This window comes from Aliidiomarina sp., from assembly GCF_047920995.1.
Classification (GTDB): Bacteria; Pseudomonadota; Gammaproteobacteria; order Enterobacterales; family Alteromonadaceae; genus Aliidiomarina.
In genome coordinates, this window is record NZ_JBLRWZ010000020.1 from 16,910 (window position 1) to 36,177 (window position 19,268).

At 45.9% G+C, this 19,268-nt stretch carries 18 protein-coding genes; 17 read left to right on the forward strand and 1 reads right to left on the reverse strand.

What is annotated here, in order from left to right:
- Positions 1 to 85: 85 nt before the first annotated feature.
- On the reverse strand, positions 86 to 1,282 hold the full coding sequence (locus ACNA7P_RS06975) for an FAD-dependent oxidoreductase (RefSeq protein ID WP_416257902.1): 1,197 nt from the start codon (positions 1,280 to 1,282) through the stop codon (positions 86 to 88).
- Positions 1,283 to 1,491: 209 nt separating this feature from the next.
- On the opposite strand from ACNA7P_RS06975, the gene ACNA7P_RS06980 reads away from it, so the two are divergent.
- From ACNA7P_RS06980 to ACNA7P_RS07060, 17 genes are all read left to right on the forward strand, one after another.
- Complete coding sequence (locus ACNA7P_RS06980; protein ID WP_416257903.1) at positions 1,492 to 2,331, forward strand: DMT family transporter; 840 nt, start codon at positions 1,492 to 1,494, stop codon at positions 2,329 to 2,331.
- A 123-nt stretch (positions 2,332 to 2,454) separates the two neighbouring features.
- Positions 2,455 to 3,894 (forward strand): tRNA (N6-isopentenyl adenosine(37)-C2)-methylthiotransferase MiaB, encoded by a 1,440-nt coding sequence (gene miaB, locus ACNA7P_RS06985; RefSeq protein ID WP_416257904.1) that lies wholly within the window; start codon positions 2,455 to 2,457, stop codon positions 3,892 to 3,894.
- Between the two features lie 123 nt (positions 3,895 to 4,017).
- A complete protein-coding gene (locus ACNA7P_RS06990; protein ID WP_416257905.1) occupies positions 4,018 to 5,094 on the forward strand; it encodes a PhoH family protein in 1,077 nt (358 codons plus the stop codon).
- A 1-nt stretch (position 5,095) separates the two neighbouring features.
- A complete protein-coding gene (ybeY, locus tag ACNA7P_RS06995; protein WP_416257906.1) occupies positions 5,096 to 5,629 on the forward strand; it encodes an rRNA maturation RNase YbeY in 534 nt (177 codons plus the stop codon).
- Positions 5,630 to 5,635: 6 nt separating this feature from the next.
- Positions 5,636 to 6,496: a CNNM family magnesium/cobalt transport protein CorC gene (corC, locus tag ACNA7P_RS07000; RefSeq protein ID WP_416257907.1), complete on the forward strand. Its 861-nt coding sequence runs from the start codon at positions 5,636 to 5,638 to the stop codon at positions 6,494 to 6,496.
- Between the two features lie 44 nt (positions 6,497 to 6,540).
- Positions 6,541 to 8,121 (forward strand): apolipoprotein N-acyltransferase, encoded by a 1,581-nt coding sequence (gene lnt, locus ACNA7P_RS07005; RefSeq protein ID WP_416257908.1) that lies wholly within the window; start codon positions 6,541 to 6,543, stop codon positions 8,119 to 8,121.
- A gap of 78 nt (positions 8,122 to 8,199) precedes the next feature.
- Positions 8,200 to 8,409 (forward strand): hypothetical protein, encoded by a 210-nt coding sequence (locus tag ACNA7P_RS07010; protein ID WP_416257909.1) that lies wholly within the window; start codon positions 8,200 to 8,202, stop codon positions 8,407 to 8,409.
- 94 nt (positions 8,410 to 8,503) lie between these two features.
- Positions 8,504 to 11,083 carry a leucine--tRNA ligase gene (leuS, locus tag ACNA7P_RS07015; protein ID WP_416257932.1) on the forward strand — a complete coding sequence of 860 codons (2,580 nt, stop codon included), beginning with the start codon at positions 8,504 to 8,506 and terminating at the stop codon, positions 11,081 to 11,083.
- The gene (lptE, locus tag ACNA7P_RS07020) at positions 11,046 to 11,588 is read left to right on the forward strand and encodes an LPS assembly lipoprotein LptE (RefSeq protein WP_416257910.1); all 543 of its coding nucleotides are present in this window, start codon (positions 11,046 to 11,048) and stop codon (positions 11,586 to 11,588) included. Before leuS ends, lptE begins: the two co-directional genes overlap by 38 nt.
- Before the next feature lie 9 nt (positions 11,589 to 11,597).
- The gene (gene holA / locus ACNA7P_RS07025) at positions 11,598 to 12,716 is read left to right on the forward strand and encodes a DNA polymerase III subunit delta (RefSeq protein WP_416257911.1); all 1,119 of its coding nucleotides are present in this window, start codon (positions 11,598 to 11,600) and stop codon (positions 12,714 to 12,716) included.
- Positions 12,717 to 12,719: 3 nt separating this feature from the next.
- Positions 12,720 to 13,361 (forward strand): nicotinate-nucleotide adenylyltransferase, encoded by a 642-nt coding sequence (nadD, locus tag ACNA7P_RS07030; RefSeq protein ID WP_416257912.1) that lies wholly within the window; start codon positions 12,720 to 12,722, stop codon positions 13,359 to 13,361.
- A 72-nt stretch (positions 13,362 to 13,433) separates the two neighbouring features.
- Positions 13,434 to 13,751, forward strand: a complete 318-nt coding sequence (rsfS, locus tag ACNA7P_RS07035) for a ribosome silencing factor (protein WP_416257913.1) — start codon at positions 13,434 to 13,436, stop codon at positions 13,749 to 13,751.
- Positions 13,752 to 13,760: 9 nt separating this feature from the next.
- The gene (gene rlmH, locus ACNA7P_RS07040) at positions 13,761 to 14,231 is read left to right on the forward strand and encodes a 23S rRNA (pseudouridine(1915)-N(3))-methyltransferase RlmH (RefSeq protein WP_416257914.1); all 471 of its coding nucleotides are present in this window, start codon (positions 13,761 to 13,763) and stop codon (positions 14,229 to 14,231) included.
- A gap of 5 nt (positions 14,232 to 14,236) precedes the next feature.
- Positions 14,237 to 16,150 carry a penicillin-binding protein 2 gene (gene mrdA / locus ACNA7P_RS07045; protein ID WP_416257915.1) on the forward strand — a complete coding sequence of 638 codons (1,914 nt, stop codon included), beginning with the start codon at positions 14,237 to 14,239 and terminating at the stop codon, positions 16,148 to 16,150.
- The gene (gene rodA, locus ACNA7P_RS07050) at positions 16,137 to 17,258 is read left to right on the forward strand and encodes a rod shape-determining protein RodA (protein ID WP_416257916.1); all 1,122 of its coding nucleotides are present in this window, start codon (positions 16,137 to 16,139) and stop codon (positions 17,256 to 17,258) included. The genes mrdA and rodA overlap by 14 nt, the downstream gene beginning before the upstream one ends.
- 37 nt (positions 17,259 to 17,295) lie before the next feature.
- On the forward strand, positions 17,296 to 18,285 hold the full coding sequence (gene mltB, locus ACNA7P_RS07055; RefSeq protein WP_416257917.1) for a lytic murein transglycosylase B: 990 nt from the start codon (positions 17,296 to 17,298) through the stop codon (positions 18,283 to 18,285).
- A gap of 77 nt (positions 18,286 to 18,362) precedes the next feature.
- Complete coding sequence (locus ACNA7P_RS07060; protein WP_416257918.1) at positions 18,363 to 19,214, forward strand: septal ring lytic transglycosylase RlpA family protein; 852 nt, start codon at positions 18,363 to 18,365, stop codon at positions 19,212 to 19,214.
- The last annotated feature ends 54 nt before the right edge of the window (positions 19,215 to 19,268 follow it).

A 19,268-nucleotide genomic window follows, 5' to 3' on the forward strand; every position in this document is an offset into this window, starting at 1 on the left:
ACGAAAGAAACTCTTCTGATTGTTCCGAAATGTTCCTACTATAACTGCATCGCTGTAATAACTGCGCAGGCATCACTGGATCGGGTTAATAACCGCCAGCGATTTTACCGATCCAATTGCGCAACTGGTGGGTTCGGGCTAGCACTGAAAAGCCAACTTTGCGGCCCACTTGCAACACTGGATGTTGCGAACGAAAAACTCGCGATACTAGATCGAGCCCTTGCCCCATCAATAGGTTCTCCGCTTGGCGTTTTTTTAACGCTCTAAGCAAGCTAGTTAAGAATTGCTGATCGCTATCCGAGCGCTCCAATAGTACTTTGCGTATACCCGCTACATCGCGCAAACCTAAATTCACTCCTTGCCCTGCCAATGGATGAATGCCATGAGCGGCATCACCAATTAACACAACATTGCGCTGCTCAGAAAAATAGCGCAACGCGTGCTGATGACGTAACGGGAAACTGGCTGAATTTTGTAGGCTAAACTCGCCAATCTGAGCTGTGAAGCGCGCTTGTAATTCCTTCTCTAGATCAGATTGTTGCCATGTGTTTAACACACTGGGTTCGGCGTAAACTATTAAACAGGCTTGCTGTTCGGTTAACGGTAACAATGCATGCACTTCACTACCGGCAAACGTTTGCCAAGTAGCTGCAGGGATCGGCTGCGCCACTGCTACTATGGCTAACAAACATCGTTCTGGGTAACTTGCACCAGCCGTACCAATACCTGCCGCACGGCGCACTTGTGAATGTAGGCCATCGGCTGCTATCACGTATTGATAGGAAATTGCCTCACCAGAGCGAGTAATTACTTGTTGATCTGCGCCAAGTGCCGCAAAGCCATCGGTAACATAGCGCACCCTCTCATGAACTTGCAGCGCGCTCGTGAGTACTTGCTGCAGCGCCCTATTCTCAATCATATAGCCAAGTGGCGGTTTTACTAAATCACCGAAGATTAACCAATCATTGTTACCCTCGCGAACGGCTAGTTGATGAAACGCCTGCACACGCAAATCACGTAACGCCTGCCAAATGCCAAGCTGCTTGAGTAAGACAATATTATCTGCCGTAATCGCCGAAATACGTAAATCATAGGGTTCACTTGCCACATAACGTTGTTCCGGAAAGGGTTCTAACACTACAACATGCCGGCCAGCCTCGGCTAACGCCAGCGCCATACTGGCACCAACCATGCCGCCGCCCACTATTACCCATGGCAAGCTCTCATCAACCGCTGTAGCTGATGTTTCTTGTGCTGTTTTAGAGTGTGGCTGTGTATTCATGCATACCCTCGTTGCTTGTTTTGCTCTGTTGCGCAAACTGCTGCAGATTAGTTTACCGCGATTCGCAATAATTCTCGATGCACATCCGTGCGCGTATGATAAAATAATCGCGCTTTATCGGCTCTTACTAGCCCTATTCAACGCCTATTTGCAGGCGGCTGCAGGAAAGGAGAATTGCACTGAACCCACTCATTGTTGCATCGGCACTCTTGCTGTTCGCCGAATTGTGTTTCGCAGCCACCAGTGCAATGGTTAAATACCTCACTCCAGACGTGCCCTTTTTTCATTTAGTGTTCTTTCGTAACTTCTTCGCATTTCTGATTTTAATTCCATGGCTGATTAAAAAGCGCCATACCGCATTTCGTACCAGCCAGCTAAAACTGCATATACTGCGTGGCATTGCGGGAGTTGGTGCAATGTACCTATTTTTCCTAGTAATCTCCCAAGTGTCTTTAGCAAAAGCCACACTAGTGTTGCTAATGGCGCCCTTCTTTATTCCATTGATTAGCTTTTTTTGGTTAAAAGAGCGTATTTCTTTACGCTTGTGGTTCGTTATTGGTTTTGGTTTCTTTGGTGTTCTAATATTTCTTAACCCATTCGCTGGCAATCTTCCTGCGGTAATGTTGCTGGCCGTATTAGCGGCAATTTTGGCGGCGTCTACCAAAACCATTATTCGGCAAATGGCGAGTACCGAATCACCGAGTAAGATCGTGTTCTATTTTTCGTTCTTCGCAACTATTGTTACGGCAATCCCAGTGTTACTAAACTGGCAATCTATCAGCCTTTCGTTATGGTTGGGCGTTGCACTAATGGGGTTGTTTGCCGTAATTGGCCAACTCACCATGACCCGCGCATTTAGTATCGCGCCTCCTTCCCAAGTAGGCGTATTTACCTATAGTTCAGTGTTATTTGCGGGCTTAATTGGTTACCTAGTTTGGGGCGAAGCATTTACCTGGCACATGTTCCTTGGCTCGGTAGTAATTATTGCAGCGGGTTATTTAGCTATTCGGCAGAATCGCGCACCACAAATCGTTACGCCGCAACCATAACGCTAAGCGCAACGAAAATGCTAGCTTGAAATCACCAGCAATAGCCAGAGAAGGTAGCGTACGAATAGCGAACAAGGTAGAATACGTTCCCTTTCGAATATGCGGTGGAATGAAGACAAGGTTATGAGTAAAAAGGTCTATATCAAAACCTGGGGTTGTCAAATGAACGAGTATGATTCAGCGAAAATGGCTGATCTACTTCATGCACACCTCGGGTACGAACCAACGGCTGAAGCCGAAGATGCAGATTTAATTCTGTTGAACACTTGTTCAATTCGCGAAAAAGCGCAAGAGAAGGTGTTCCATCAACTCGGACGCTGGAAATTACTCAAGCACGATAAGCCCGATTTAGTGATTGGCGTAGGCGGCTGCGTAGCTTCTCAGGAAGGCGCTGCTATTCGCCAACGTGCTCCCTTCGTGGATCTTGTATTTGGCCCACAAACGCTACACCGCTTACCCGCTATGTTAAAAGAGCTTAGCGACGGTAAAGGTTCGGTGATTGATATTTCGTTTCCTGAAATTGAAAAATTTGATCGCTTGCCAGATCCAAAGGCTGATGGCCCAACCGCCTTTGTTTCCATTATGGAAGGCTGTAGCAAATACTGTACATTCTGCGTGGTGCCCTATACTCGCGGTGAAGAAGTAAGCCGCCCAGTAGATGATGTATTGTACGAGATTGCGCAACTTGCTGAACAAGGCGTGCGAGAAGTAAATTTACTTGGCCAAAACGTAAATGCCTTCCGCGGTGAGTATCATGATGGCGATATTTGTACCTTTGCTGAGTTATTGCACTTGATTGCCGCTATTGATGGTATTGATCGCATTCGTTACACCACCTCCCACCCGGTGGAGTTTACCGATGATATTATTGCCGCCTACGAAACCATTCCTGAATTGGTAAATCATTTACATTTACCAGTGCAAAGTGGTTCTGATCGGATACTAGCGTTAATGAAACGCGCGCACACGGCAATCGAATACAAATCACAGATTCGCAAACTGAAAAAAGTACGCCCAAATATGGCTATGTCGTCTGATTTTATTATTGGTTTTCCTGGTGAAACAGATGCGGATTTCGAAGCTACGATGGATTTAATTCAAGCCATTGATTTTGATTTGAGCTTCAGTTTTATTTACAGCGCACGGCCGGGAACGCCAGCAGCAGATTTACCTGATGACGTAACAGAAGACACCAAGAAGCAACGTTTGCAACTGCTGCAACAGCGCATTAACCAGCAAGCCCAACGGCACGCGCGGCAAATGCTAAATACCGAACAGCGTATTCTAGTTATTGGGCCATCGAAGAAGAACCCGATGGAGCTTAGTGGCCGTACCGAGAATAACCGGGTTGTAAACTTCTCTGGCCGCCCCGATATGATTGGTAAGTTTGTTGATGTATTAATTACAGAAGCGTTACCAAACTCACTACGTGGCGACCTTATTCGGGAAGAACATGAGATGGGTTTACGGGTAGAAATAGCGCCGCAGGCAATATTAGCGCGCAACGCAGAAACGATAGATGAGCTTGGTGTGGGGCATGTAGCACCGGCAAATAACGCTTAGTTTGCCAGTTTGATAACAGCAGCGCGGCAGATTTATACCGCATCTGGGCGCTGCTGAAATCTTTAATGAGCAAAATGAAGTATTCATCACTTTAGAACTTATGAATTAGATTGAGAGGAATTTTTGAGTAAATCAGTAGCCACTGTTGATCTCTATCTTGAACCTGCTGATAGCCAGCGTTTAGCGGGTTTGTGCGGCCCATTTAACGACAACATTCGCCATATTGAACGGCGTATGGGTGTTGAAGTAATTCAAAATAATCATCACTTCCGAATTATTGGTGAGCCGGCGGCACTGCGCGCTACAGAAGAGATTCTTAAAAACCTATACATTGAAACAGCGCCCGTGCGAGGCAAACAAAAGCCAATTGATCCCAACCAAGTGCACCTTGCCATTCAAGAAAGTTCGGCCCTTGAGCAAGAAGAAGGCCCCGACGATGATCCCATGACCCTGATTAAAACTAAACGCGGGTTAATCAAACCGCGGAATAAAAATCAGCAGGGCTATGTGCGCGCTATTCTTAATCATGATATTAATTTTGGTATCGGCCCGGCCGGTACCGGAAAAACCTACCTTGCCGTTGCAGCTGCTGTTGATGCACTTGAACGACAAGAAATTCGCCGCATTCTGTTAACTCGCCCAGCTGTAGAGGCGGGTGAAAAGCTCGGTTTTCTCCCCGGCGATCTAGCCCAGAAAGTAGATCCCTACTTACGCCCTCTCTACGATGCCCTATTTGAAATGCTGGGCTTTGAGAAAGTAGAGAAACTGATTGAGCGCAGCGTGATTGAAATTGCACCTCTTGCTTACATGCGCGGCCGCACGTTGAATGATGCCTTTATTATTTTGGATGAAAGCCAGAATACCACTGCCGAACAAATGAAAATGTTCTTAACTCGCATTGGCTTTAATTCGAAAGCGGTAATTACCGGTGATATTACGCAAATCGATTTACCACGTGGGGCGAAATCTGGATTACGCCAAGCGATTGAAGTATTAAATGATATTGAAGGCATTAGCTTCACCTTTTTCAATGCCAAAGATGTGGTACGCCACCCAGTAGTTCAGCGCGTTGTAGTAGCATATGAACAGTTTGATAGCGATAATGCCGCGAAAGATGCTAAACGCGCAGCGGAACACCGAGCTGCTCGCGCAGCAGCACCAACGAAAAATACCACCTCCGAACCTGAGGATAATGAATAGCATGGATTTTCATGTTGATATCCAAAACACGCTTGCTGAACAAGGTGTAGCTAACGAAATCCCCACTGCAGCACAAATTACCGCGTGGGCAAGCGCAGCATTAACCGCCTGCGGTTTAACTACAGCGGAACTTACCATTCGCATTACCGATGCAAATGAAGTGCAAACATTGAATCGCGATTACCGTGGCAATGATAAGCCCACTAATGTACTTTCGTTTCCGTTCGCTGATGAACTTCCCGAAGGTGTAGAACTCGATATTCCCTTATTAGGTGATATTGTGATCTGCAACGAAGTGATGCAAAGTGAAGCGCAAGCAGCAAATATCTCGCTTGAACATCATTTTGCGCACTTAGTAATACACGGTACATTACACTTATTGGGCTATGATCATATAGATGACGCGGAAGCTGAAGAGATGGAAGCACTAGAAATTAAATTACTAGCTGAATTCTCGATTCCAAGCCCGTATGCTAACAACCATGCATTTAATGAACCTGAGGGTTCTATAACGAATCACTCGAGGAGCGAGTAAACATCGATGAACGATGACAAACCCCACCCAGGGAACGGTTCACCACGAAGAACCTGGGCACAAAAGTTACTACAGGCATTTAACGGTGAGCCAACCAGCAGAGAAGAGCTGGTAGATATGATTCAAGACGCGGAGTACCGCGACTTGATTGATTTAGACACAAAGGAAATGATTGAGGGTGTGCTCGATGTGGCGGAATTGAAAGTTCGCGACATCATGATTCCGCGCTCGCAAATGGTAACCATTGATAAAAACCAAAGCGTAGAAGAGTTTCTGCCAACGGTTATTCAAACGCAGCACTCACGTTACCCAGTTGTGAGTGACAATAAAGACCATATCGAAGGCATTTTACTCGCCAAAGATTTGCTAAGCTTCGGTTTTAACCTAGTTGATGAACCCTTCTCTCTTGATCAAGTAATGCGCCCTGCGGTAATTGTTCCAGAAAGCAAGCGTGTAGATGCACTGCTAAAAGAGTTTCGCTCTAAGCGCTATCATATGGCGATTGTGGTGGATGAATATGGTGGTGTTTCTGGCTTAGTAACCATTGAAGATATTCTTGAAGAAATTGTTGGTGAAATTGAAGATGAAACTGATGATGATGATTCGAGTAGCGATATTCGCCGCATCAATAATTCGCGCTTCATGGTGAAAGCACTTACCCCAATCGAGGATTTCAACGATTATTTTCATACTGAATTTGCCGATGATGAATATGACACTATTGGTGGCTTAGTTGCCCATAGCTTTGGCCATGTTCCAGAAATTGGAGAATCGGTGATGATTGGCAACTTTACTTTTAAAGTAACCGCAGCAGATCGACGACGCATTCAACAAGTTCAAGTATCGTTACCAACCCAAGATACCTAACAGGATAAGAGCCCAGCCGTTAACGGCGATGGAGAAGGCAGTTAATGATAATTCAGCAATTTAATGCTGCTGTAGTTGCGGTGCTTAAAACCAAACCTTTCTTTACCGTTGCCAAGTGGCGCCATGGCTTTATGCTGCTGTGCGGTGCAGCCATGCTATTTGCTTATGCACCGTTTCAACAAGCTTGGTTAGTACCTATTCTATTAGCTTTGTGGCTGCTCGCTTTGGTGCGTAGCAAAACCGGTAAAGAGGCAGCTTTTACCAGTTGGTGGTTCGCCTTTGGCTGGTTTGGCACTGGTATTAGTTGGGTGTTCGTAAGTATTGACCAATTCGGCGGTGTACCGCTGCCTGTTTCCTTATTATTGATGGTACTACTGTGCGCATATTTAGCCCTATTCCCTGCGTTAGCCGGTTGGCTATGGTTTCGTTTACGCCGGTACACCAACGGCTACAGCCTGTTTTTATTACCAGTGATTTGGTTGGTTACGGAATTTTTGCGGGGCTGGCTGTTTACTGGTTTTCCATGGCTTAGTATCGGCTATGCCCATACCTCGTTTACACTTGGCAACTTGGCGCCGCACATTGGCGAGCTCGGTATTAGCGTTGCCTTATTATTAATTGCCATCAGTATCGCCATGCTGTTCTTACGAAAACGTTTCGAGTGGCTGTTTATTTCCTTAATTATTTTCGCTTTAGCTTGGTATGCACCGCGGTTAAACCCAATGCAAGCAAGTGGCGAAACTTTGCAGGTGGCATTAGTTCAGGGAAATATTAAGCAAGATTTAAAATGGAACGCTGAACAGCAATGGCCAAACCTACAAGCTTACTTAGAGCTTACCGAGCCCTATTATAATCACGATTTAATTATTTGGCCGGAATCTGCCATTACCTATATTGAGCCACTAGCACAGCATCATTTGGCAAATCTAGATGCGCGTTTGCTTGCCGCTGGTAGCACGCTTATTAGTGGAATTATTGATCTGGATCGCAGCGAAGATGCCTTTTATAACAGTATGATCGTACTTGGTGAGCAATCTGGTAGCTCATGGTTTTATGGCCACAACAATCGTTATCAAAAGCATCAATTACTACCCATTGGTGAGTTTGTTCCGTTTGAATCGCTGTTACGGCCATTAGCACCTTTATTTAACTTACCGATGTCGTCTTTTACTAGGGGGGCTGCAGTGCAGCCAAACTTGGATGCCAACGGCGTAAATATAGCGGCAAACATTTGCTATGAAGTGGCTTTTTCTCGGCAAATTAGAGCGAACTTCAATACCGATACGCAGTTGCTGTTAACTATTAGCAATGATAGTTGGTTTGGTAATTCACATGGCCCCCATCAACACCTTGAGATCGCAAAAATGCGAGCTCGGGAGTTAGGTAGGCCTATATTGCGTGCCACCAATAATGGCATTACGGGTGTATTTGACGAAATGGGTAACACATTGGTTCGCTTACCCCAGTTCACCACAGGGGTTGCCAGTACGCGAGTAATGCTAGTTGCAGGCACAACGTACTTTGCGCGCTTTGGTGATTTATTTGCTTGGTTAATCGCATTCGTTGCAAGCTTAGTAAGCTTGCGCTTACCAACCGCGAAAAACCGCGCAAAAAACCGCGCTTAGCGTAGTCAATTTAATGTAAAAACTATACACTTGAGGGCTAAACGCAGCCCTCTCGTTATTTAGCAAAAGGAAACTCTTATGGGCAATTTATTTGACGCCATTTTATTTACTGTACTCGTTGCTTCTGCAGGCTTAGGCATCGCCAGTATTATTGTTGCGCTATTACCACCAGTAACAGATAGTAACAACGAAGATAAACTGCGTGGCAGAATTGAAGCCATTTTCTTCGGCGTAGCCGGTATTGTGATTGCATTAGTGATGTGGTTGGCGATGATTTTTAATGCCTAATTTTGGCTTTCGCAATCCTTAGTATGTGCAATTTTTAAAATAATCATGAGTAACAGCCATTAGGTAACGGGTAGTACGATACATGACGCAAAGAATTGAGGAACAATATCAACCCACCGTGCTTGAAACAGAAGTTCAACAACGTTGGGATCAAGATCAGGTATTCGCGGTAACGGAAGATGAAAGCAAAGAGAAGTTTTACTGCCTTTCTATGTTTCCATATCCGAGCGGCAAGCTGCACATGGGCCATGTGCGCAATTATACTTTGAGTGACGTGGTTTCTCGATATCAGCGCCTGCATGGTAAAAATGTGCTCCATCCAATTGGCTGGGATGCGTTTGGATTACCGGCTGAAAATGCAGCCATTCAGAATAAATCAGCGCCAGCAAAATGGACCTACGAAAATATCGGTGACATGCGCAATCAGCTGAAAGCGCTTGGCTTTGGCTATGATTGGAACCGCGAAATAGCAACCTGCCACCCCGAGTACTATCGCTGGGAACAGTGGTTCTTCACCAAGCTGTATGAAAAAGGCTTGGTATATAAGAAAAACTCGACTGTGAACTGGGATCCTATTGATCAAACCGTGTTAGCCAATGAACAAGTTATTGATGGCAGAGGCTGGCGTTCTGGTGCTTTAGTAGAACAAAAAGAAATTCCCCAATGGTTTGTGAAGATTACCGCCTATGCAGAAGAGTTGCTGAGTGATCTCGATCAGCTCGATGGCTGGCCTGAACAAGTAAAAGCGATGCAGCGCAATTGGATTGGCCGTTCTGAGGGTGTGCAAATCACTTTCCAAGTGGAACAATTCGAAATGGCGCTCAGTGTATACACCACGCGCCCAGATACCTTTTACGGTGTTACTTATATGGCGGTTGCTGCCCAGCATCCATTGGCGCAAAAAGCAGCTGCGCAAAATCCGCAAGTGGCAGCTTTCGTAGATAGCTGTAAGCAACAAAAAGTTGCTGAAGCCGAATTAGCAACTATGGAAAAACGTGGTATTCCTACCGGCTTTTCGGCCAAACACCCGCTAACTGGCGAATCTGTGCCAGTGTGGGTAGCTAACTTTGTATTAATGGATTATGGCACCGGTGCGGTAATGGCAGTGCCTGCTCATGATCAACGTGATTTTGAATTTGCCACCACCTATGGCTTGCCAATTCAGCCAGTAATTGCCGCAGCTGAAGGCGAGCATGATTATAGCCAAGGCGCGTTAATTGAAAAAGGCTCCTTAGTTAATTCAGGTGCGTTCAGCGGCTTGAGTTTTGCAGAAGGCTTCGATGCCATTGCTAACAAACTAGAGAATATGGGTATTGGTGAACGCCAAGTGAACTATCGCTTGCGCGATTGGGGTGTATCGCGCCAACGTTACTGGGGCACGCCAATTCCAATGCTGAATTTAGCAAATGGTGAATCAGCTGCCGTTCCGGAATCTGAGCTACCAGTAAGGCTGCCTGAAAACGTAGTAATGGATGGCGTTACCTCGCCCATTAAAGACGATCCAGAATGGCGAAAAACTACCTTCAATGGCATGCCGGCAGAGCACGAAACTGATACTTTCGATACCTTCATGGAATCGAGCTGGTATTACGCACGCTATTGTTCGCCGCGCCATGACACCGGCATGCTCGACCCAGAGAAAGCAAACTACTGGCTACCTGTAGATCAGTATATTGGGGGTATTGAGCACGCGATTCTACATCTACTTTACTCGCGCTTTTTCCATAAACTAATGCGCGATACTGGCCTTGTGAGTTCAGATGAGCCATTTAAGCGCTTGTTGTGCCAAGGTATGGTGTTAGCCGATAGCTATTATCGTGAAGACAAAAATGGCGCGAAAACCTGGTACTCACCAGTAGATGTAGAAATCAGCCGCAACGAAAAAGGCGATGTGGTGCGGGCAATTTATAAGCATGATGGCCAACCGGTACAGCATGCTGGCATCAGCAAAATGTCGAAATCCAAGAACAACGGTATTGATCCGCAGATTATGGTGGATAAATACGGTGCCGATACGGTGCGCTTGTTTATGATGTTTGCAGCGCCGCCTGAGTTAACCCTAGAGTGGTCTGATTCCGGTGTGGAAGGCGCGCATCGATTCTTGAAGCGGGTATGGAAACTAGTATACGATTTCCAAGATTTTGCGGGCACTTACCCTACCCCAACTCATCTTTCTGGCGCGCAAAAAGCGTTGCGCCGTGAGCTGCATCGCACCATCGCGAAAGTAAGTGATGATATGGGCCGCCGGCAAAACTTTAATACCGCTATTGCCGCCATTATGGAGCTTACCAATCATTTGCAAAAAGCACCGCTAACGGCAGATGAAGATAAAGCCATCATGCAAGAAGCATTAACTGCAGTAACGCTAATGCTTTCGCCTATCACGCCACACATTTGTGAGCGTATGTGGCATGCACTGGGGCACAGCACAGATATCAATTTCAGCCAATGGCCAGCAGTTGATAGCACCGCTTTAGTAGAAGATGAGAAATTGATTATCGTGCAAGTGAATGGCAAAGTACGGGCGAAAATTACCGTACCAGCGGATATCAACAAAGAAAGCATTGAGAAAATTGCGCTGGCCGATGAACACGTTAAAAAGTACACCGATGCAGCAACTGTGCGTAAGGTAATCTATGTTCCTGGCAAATTGGTTAACATCGTTGTTAGTTAATATGCGCGCCATGCAACAAGGCCTGCTGCTTGCAGCGGCCTTATTGTTGTTAACTGCCTGTAGTTTTCAGCTGCGCGGTAACTATCAGTTAGCTCCGCAACTTGATGCCGTATCGTTAGAAGCGCCAACACGCAGTGAAATAGCTACTTTAGTAAATGAAGTGCTTACGCAACGGAACGTAAATGTGGTAAGCCAAGGGGCTAATATTATTCATGTTCAACTGCATCCAGATCGCTTTGATCGGCGCATTCTTTCAATGCTTACCTCAGGCCAGGTTGCGGAATACGAACTCATTTACGTGCTACCCGTTACATTTACCGCAGCGAATGGTGATAGTTCTCACCACACCATTCAAATTTTGCGTGATTACCAAGATGATCCAAACTTTGCCCTTGCGAAAACTCGTGAACTCGAGCTTTTGGTAACTGAAATGCGCAATGATGCTGCACATCGATTACTATTATTACTGAATCAATTCACCCTCGACCAAGCCAATAACGGCTAGGAGTGAATCATGCAGCTCTATCCTGAACGTTTAAGTTCGCACCTGCAGGAGAAGCTCGCGCCGATATATTTAGTATTTGGTGACGAGCCCTTTTTGGTGGCTGAGTGCTGTGATCAGATTCGCCAAGCAGCTCGGGCACAAGGGTTTAGTGAGCGCCAGCGATTTACCCAAGACAAGGAGTTTAGTTGGGATGCCCTCTTCACTGCCAGCCAAACCCTATCATTGTTCACCGAACAACAAGTTATTGAGCTTGAGCTACCGGATGCCAAGCCTGGCCGTGATGGTAGCCAAGCTTTAGCTGAATATGCCAATACGCAAACAAGCGACCAGCTGCTGTTATTGTTTGGCCCTAACCTGCGCAAAGATCAACAAAACAGTAAATGGTTTAAAGCACTCGTAAAAAACGGCGTGTTTGTACCCATATATCGGCCGAACCGCCAACACCTACCAAAATTTGTTGTACAACGTGCGAATGCTATGGGGTTGCATCTAGCCCCCGATGCGGTGCAACAATTATGCGATTGGTATGAAGGTAATTTACTGGCATTAAACCAAGCTCTACAAAAGCTTAGCTTGTTGCATTGCCCTAGTGCCGCCAACGAAACCAAACAACCCACTGCGGTAACGATTAGCTTAGAGGAAGTGCGCAATGCCAACCATGATAGCAGCCGTTTCGATGTATTTTCGTTACGGGAAGCTATTGTGCAGCAACGCTCCCAAGAGTTCATGCATTGTTTACAACGTTTGTTTGAAACCGGCAGCGAACCTGTATTAATTCATTGGGTGCTACAACGCTTACATTTCGCACTCGCCAATATTCGCCAAGCCAAACGCCAGCAGCAAAGCTTGCAACCAATTTGGTCGGCTGAGAATATTTGGCAATCTCAACAAGATGCATATTTGCGGCTTGCACAAACAGATAGTGCCCCACGCAGCGCGGCACGCATTCATTTGTTAGAACGCCTTGAATATGCGTTAAAACGAGATAGTAAAGAATGCCCGAAAACTCTAGCTTGCCATATTGGCTTGTTATTTTTTCCTGAGCATAGCGGTTTAGGTGCGCTGGAAGCGGTGAATTTCGCTGTTAATAATCCACTGCAGCACATTCCATTAAACGAGAGCGTGTAACTGATGCCAGTAACCACCCGACAAATTGCAATTCTTGGTGGAACCTTTGATCCAGTGCATTGGGGCCATATTAAACCGGTTCAGCAAGTAGCTGAGCATTTCCACTTCGATTGCATTCACTTATTACCCACATGTTTACCTCCTCATAGGCAACAACCCGAGGCTTTAGAAACCCATCGCTTGGCGATGTTAGAGGCTGCTGCAACTCTCGATGATCGGTTTGTGGTAAATGATTGGGAGCTGCGCCAAGGATTACCTTCCCGCACACTTCCTACGCTAAAACACTTTCATGCCAGCTGCGCGAACGCTACCTTATACTTTATTATTGGTATGGATAGTTTATTGAACCTACCTAGTTGGGAACATTGGGAACGTTTATTTAGTTATGCCCATTTCATTGTGCTGCCACGCCCAGGTTATTCACTTAGTGATGCCAGTACTGATGTAAAAGCGCTATTGCAGAGCCGCCAAGCTGAAGCTAAGAACATGCAAACAGGGGTGGGGAAAATCTTCATTGCCGATGTTGAGCCGATTAATATTTCTGCCAGCGAATTACGAGATCGCTTACGCGATCGGACAAGCAAACCTGAATTATTGCCTGAGCCAGTGTGGCATTACATTTGCAAACACAACCTTTACTGCTAGCCACTACTGCACGAAACGCCTTTCTCGTGGTACACTTCCGCCGTTAACGATTTCTATAGGAGTAACCGAGCGTTGCAAACTGAACAATTACGTGATTTTGTTGTAGCTAAAATTGAAGATTTAAAGGGTAGAGATATTCAAGTAATTGATGTCCGTAAGAAAACCGATGTAAGTGATTTTTTGGTCATTTGCTCAGGCAACTCAAAAACCCATGTTCGCAGTATTGCCAAGCACGTGGCGATTGAAGGAAAGCATGCGGGCGAAGTACCATTAGGTATTGAAGGCGAGTTAGATGGCGAATGGGTTTTGGTAGATTTCGGCCCGGTAGTTGCACATGTGATGCAAGATTCCACGCGCGATTTTTATCAACTCGAACAGCTCTGGGGTTAAACAGCCGTTATGCGGATGCAATTGATTGCAGTAGGTAGCAAAATGCCCAGTTGGGTAGCTACTGGCTATCAAGAGTATGCGAAGCGCATGCCACCCGAACTACCACTCGAATTAGTTGAAATTACTGCAGGTAAACGCGGTAAAAAAGCCGACATTAGCAAGCTCACGCAACAAGAAGGCGAGAAAATGCTCGCCGCCTTAAAAGGCCCCACTCACGTAGTTACCTTAGAAGTAAATGGTAAACCTTGGGATACCCACAAACTAGCGCAGCGCATGCAGCAATGGCAATTAGATGGCCGTGATGTTGCATTTCTAGTGGGTGGCCCCGAGGGTCTCTCGCTCGAGTGCCAAGCTCGTGCAGATGAACGCTGGTCTTTATCACCGTTAACCTTGCCACACCCGCTCGTTCGTGTTGTTATTGCAGAAGCCCTATTTAGGGCATGGAGTTTACTTAGTAATCACCCTTACCATCGCGAATAAAAATTATGAGAAAGCGCGTTCCTATTCGAAATCATCAAGCTGAAACAGCGTTGTTTGGGCACCGTGCTATTGTTAGTTTAGTGGTAGTGGGCGTTGTATTTACATTACTGCTTAGTAATCTCTACAAACTCCAAGTTACTAGCTTTCAAGAATTTCAAACTCGCTCCAACAGCAATCGCATTATGGTACTGCCAGTACCACCAAATCGCGGCTTAATTTATGATCGTAACGGCATTCTTCTCGCCGATAATACACCCGTTTATAGTTTAGAAATCAGCCCTCAAGAAGTGCAGGATTTACGCTTTACTCTGGAACAATTAGTGGCTTTGCTCGAACTACCTGAAGAAGCAATTGAGCAATTTTACCAACGCTTGTATCAGCCACGCCGATTTCCACAAATAACCTTTTTCGATAACTTGAATGAAAACCAAGTAGCACGGTTCGCATCGTTACAGCATCAATATCCAGGCATTAACATCGAAGGCCGTTTACAACGCTTTTATCCGCATCGCGATCTATTTACTCATGCGCTTGGCTATGTAGGCAGAATTAATCAACAAGATGTGGTGCGGCTGCGTGAGCAAGAACGATATGCGCAATATGCAGCTACCCGAACCATTGGTAAGCAGGGCATAGAACGCTATTACGAGGATATGTTACATGGCCAAGTAGGCTACCAAACTGTGGAAGTAAATAACCGCGGTAGAGTTGTACGTACGTTAGAATTTAATCCGCCCACACCAGGTAGTGATATTCACTTAGAGCTTGATGTTGGCTTACAAGAAGTAGCGCGCCACCAACTACGCAACCGCCGTGGTGCGATTGTAGTACTTGATAGCCAAACTGGTGGCGTTTTGGCCCTCTATTCTAATCCTGGTTACGATCCCAATCTCTTTGTGGGCGGAATATCTACGGGTGAATATCGCGCCCTACTCAACAATCCTGCCAACCCTCTTATTAATCGCGCCACTCAGGGGCGCTATCCACCGGCATCTACCATTAAGCCGCACCTCGGTATTCTTGGTTTACATGAGGGTGAAATTACCGCAGAGAGTAGAATTTGGGATCCCGGTTGGTACAAGCTTGATGGAGTAGAGCGTCGTTTCCGCGATTGGCGTCCACACGGGCATGGGTGGGTAACCATTAACGAGGCTATCGCCGAATCATGTAATACCTACTTCTACGATTTATCCCATACACTCGGTATCGATAAGATTTCTAGTTTTATGGGTGAAATGGGCTTTGGTAAGCGCACAGGTATCGATATCCACGAAGAAAGCACCGCGTTAATGCCAGATCGCGGCTGGAAGCGCGCGCGCTTTAATGAACCTTGGTATCAGGGCGAAACCCTCTCGGTAGGTATCGGCCAAAGCTTTTGGACGGTAACCCCTTTACAGTTAGCAACATCCACCAATATTATTGCTACTAAGGGGCGGCGTTTAACACCTCGGTTAATTCGTGGCACAGAACAACAAGGTATCTTTACCTTGGTTGAACCGATTGAAGATTTACCAATAGAACTGAGTAATCCCCAACATTGGCAAACAATCAAGAATTCTATGGCACGCACTATTACCAATATTCGTGGTACCGCGCGCACCGCTTTCTTGAATAGTACCTATACATCAGCCGGCAAAACCGGTACTGCACAAGTAGTAGCATTAAGCGATGAAACCGACGAGCGTCCTGATATCGAAGACGTTGCCGAGCGTTTTCGTGATAACGCCACCTATATTGGTTTTGCCCCTGCTGAAAACCCAGAAATCGTAATAGCGTTAGCCATCGAAAACGTGGGTGGCGGTGGCCGCAATGCAGCACCAGTTTCACGGGCGATCATGGATTATTACTTCGCAGGCGAACAAACAAAGCAGGAAATATTAGCCACTATTAGAAGCGAGAGAGAACATGCAGACAACTGAAGAACGTCAGCGTAACCCTTGGCTCGCCAAGCTACATCTCGATGGCCCATTAATGCTCGGGCTTATTGCCTTATGTGCCGTTAGCTTAGTGGTAATTTATAGTGCTGGAGGCCAAGATATTGGCTTGGTACAACGACAAGCCATTCGCATGGGCGTATCCTTTGTGGTGCTCTTCGTGGTAGCCCAATTAGCACCCGATATTTTTCGAACCTATGCATTTCCGCTGTATGTTATTGGCGTATTAATGCTGGTAGCAGTAATGTTTTTTGGTGTTAGCGGGAAAGGCGCGCAACGGTGGTTAGATATTGGCGTTACCCGTATTCAACCCTCTGAAATCATGAAGCTTGCGGTACCTATGATGGTTGCCTGGTATTGTTCAAAAGTTCCATTGCCAATTCGCTTCTCTAGTGTATTCATGGGCTTACTTATAGTACTTTTACCTACTCTGTTAATTGCGCGCCAACCCGATTTAGGCACTTCGGTTTTAGTGGCAAGCTCAGGAATCTTTGTCCTGTTTTTGGCGGGTATTAGTTGGCGCCTTATTCTTGCCGGCGGTGTTACTGCTGCTGCATCGTTACCATTGTTTTGGTTTTTCTTACTCCGTGATTACCAGCGGCAACGAATACTTACCTTTTTAAATCCGGAAACCGATCCTCTCGGTTCTGGTTATCACATTATTCAATCAAAAATTGCCATTGGCTCTGGTGGGGTTGAAGGTAAAGGTTGGTTACAAGGCACTCAATCTCAGTTAGAGTTTTTACCCGAACGCCATACTGATTTTATTTTCTCAGTATTTAGTGAAGAATTTGGTTTTGTAGGAGTTATTGCCCTACTAGCACTTTATGGGTTTGTTATTTTTCGTGGCATGCTAATTTCTATGCGCGCCCAAAGTAACTTTAAACGCTTGCTCGGCGGCAGTATTACTCTTACGTTCTTCATTTATGTGCTGGTAAATATTGGCATGGTATCCGGTATTTTACCTGTAGTTGGTGTGCCGCTGCCGTTAATTAGCTATGGTGGCACCTCGATGGTAACCATGATGGCGGGCTTTGGTATATTAATGGGCATTGCAACCCATAGGCGTTTAGTAATCAGCCAATCAAGTTAACAACATCTTAAGGAAGTAATTTTTTATGCAGCGATTCATGACAAAGTTAGGTGCTATCAGCGTTGTTAATCTTTTCTTCGCAGCAACTCTTGGGCTTACCACGGCGCAAGCAGATACATGGCCTGAAGAAGAACAAGCCTTTATTGAAATGCTCGAAACTGAACATAATATCCCGCGCGAGCGCACCGAAGCCCTACTTCACAATGCCCAAAAACAGCAAGAAATTATTGATGCGATTAGCCGACCTTGGGAAGCGCGGCCTTGGCATGAATATTACAAAATTTTTCTCACTGAGAAACGCTTACAAGATGGTGTTGCATTCTGGCAGGCACATGAAGAAACACTACAACGTGCCAGTGCAACTTACGGTGTTCCAGAAGAAATCATTGTTGCAATAATGGGTGTAGAAACATCGTATGGCACGATTATGGGCCGCCACCGGGTGCTGGATGCCTTATATACCCTAGGTTTCCATTACCCTCCTAGGCAAGCTTTCTTCCGCGATGAGCTGCGCCAATTCATTCAGTTAAGCGAAGAAGAAAATATTCCAGCAACTGAAATTAAAGGTTCCTATGCAGGTGCTATGGGGTATGGGCAATTTATATCCTCTAGCTATCGCTATTATGCTGTAGATTTTGATAATGATGGCGTACGCGATTTAATGGGTAATGTAGTAGATGCTATTGGCAGTGTGGCAAATTATTTCGCCAAGCACCGCTGGCAGCATAGCCAACCGATTGCGATACCCGCTTGGGTTAGTAGTGATACACCTGTAGCCGAGCTCACTAGTGGCCGTGGCCAAACACTCACCCATACTGTGGCTGATCTGAAGAAGGTGGGCGTGAACTTTATTACTGCGCTTCCCGATGACACGCGCGCACGCCTGTTTGCTTTTGAAGAAGCAAACGGCGAATTTTCATATTGGGTGGGTTTACCCAACTTTTACGCCATTACGCGCTATAACCATAGCCCGCTGTATGCCATGGCTGTGTTACAGTTAGCGAAACAATTACGGGAACATCGTTGAGCTAGTTTCGCTTCACGATTCGCTGAATAAACGTTACGTGTAAAATGATGAACTAGAATAATAAAGGCAGCGCTCCGATGGTTGTAAACGAAATTATATCTCTGCGTTTAACCTCTACTTTAGGGCGCGCTGCGCGCCTTGTAGGGCTACTTCTGATAGGCCTAACCATGGCTGCGTGCAGCTCGACACCAAGTTCCGTGGAACGTTACCGTATTGCCCAAGATATCGCCCCAGCAAGAACCCCTATTCCGGCCGAATTACACCAATTAGAGCCGCGCTTCGAACCGCCGAGCCGCATTGGTAATCTCCCCTACCAAATTAATGGCGTACAGTATTTCATTAAAGATAGCAGTGAAGGTTACAGCGAAACTGGTATTGCCTCTTGGTATGGGCAAAAATTTCACGGCCATCGCACCTCGATGGGCGAGTTTTTCGATATGTACTCACTTACCGCTGCACACAAAACACTGCCCTTACCAAGCTGGGTTCGGGTTACCAATCTTAGCAACAACAAAGAGATTGTGGTGCGAGTAAATGATCGTGGCCCTTTCCATCCGGATCGCGTTATCGATTTATCTTACGCGGCGGCATATGCCTTGGGAATTGATCAAAGCGGAACTGCGCAAGTGCATATTGAAGCCATTACGCCAGCACAAAATGCAATGTATCCGTATATTGCCGAGAGCGAAGTGCAAGAAAACCTGCAGTATATTCAAGTTGCTGCCACGCAAAACATTGCTAATTTGCAGCCATTGAAACAACGTTTAGAAGAAAATTACGCTTTAAGTGCAACTACTAAAGCTGAAAATGGTCTGAATCGATTACTACTGGGCCCTTTTAATGAGCAACAAACCATGCAATGGATAAACCGCTTACAAGCTGATGGCTTTAACGGAATATTTAGAGTTCCAGTTACCGCTACAAACTAATCAATTAACCCTAATGTAGGAGTTTTTGCTATAATCTGCGCTCTTTCTAGTAGA

Bases quoted from the DNA above. Each gene is read 5' to 3' on its own strand.
- mrdA (WP_416257915.1), top strand. From the start codon at position 14,237: ATGAGAAAGCGCGTTCCTATTCGAAATCATCAAGCTGAAACAGCGTTG.
- ACNA7P_RS07060 (WP_416257918.1), top strand. From the start codon at position 18,363: ATGGTTGTAAACGAAATTATATCTCTGCGTTTAACCTCTACTTTAGGG.
- mltB (WP_416257917.1), top strand. From the start codon at position 17,296: ATGACAAAGTTAGGTGCTATCAGCGTTGTTAATCTTTTCTTCGCAGCA.
- miaB (WP_416257904.1), top strand. From the start codon at position 2,455: ATGAGTAAAAAGGTCTATATCAAAACCTGGGGTTGTCAAATGAACGAG.
- rlmH (WP_416257914.1), top strand. From the start codon at position 13,761: ATGCGGATGCAATTGATTGCAGTAGGTAGCAAAATGCCCAGTTGGGTA.
- ybeY (WP_416257906.1), top strand. From the start codon at position 5,096: ATGGATTTTCATGTTGATATCCAAAACACGCTTGCTGAACAAGGTGTA.
- lnt (WP_416257908.1), top strand. From the start codon at position 6,541: ATGATAATTCAGCAATTTAATGCTGCTGTAGTTGCGGTGCTTAAAACC.
- ACNA7P_RS07010 (WP_416257909.1), top strand. From the start codon at position 8,200: ATGGGCAATTTATTTGACGCCATTTTATTTACTGTACTCGTTGCTTCT.
- nadD (WP_416257912.1), top strand. From the start codon at position 12,720: ATGCCAGTAACCACCCGACAAATTGCAATTCTTGGTGGAACCTTTGAT.
- ACNA7P_RS06975 (WP_416257902.1), bottom strand. From the start codon at position 1,282: ATGAATACACAGCCACACTCTAAAACAGCACAAGAAACATCAGCTACA.
- rodA (WP_416257916.1), top strand. From the start codon at position 16,137: ATGCAGACAACTGAAGAACGTCAGCGTAACCCTTGGCTCGCCAAGCTA.
- lptE (WP_416257910.1), top strand. From the start codon at position 11,046: ATGTTCCTGGCAAATTGGTTAACATCGTTGTTAGTTAATATGCGCGCC.
- holA (WP_416257911.1), top strand. From the start codon at position 11,598: ATGCAGCTCTATCCTGAACGTTTAAGTTCGCACCTGCAGGAGAAGCTC.
- corC (WP_416257907.1), top strand. From the start codon at position 5,636: ATGAACGATGACAAACCCCACCCAGGGAACGGTTCACCACGAAGAACC.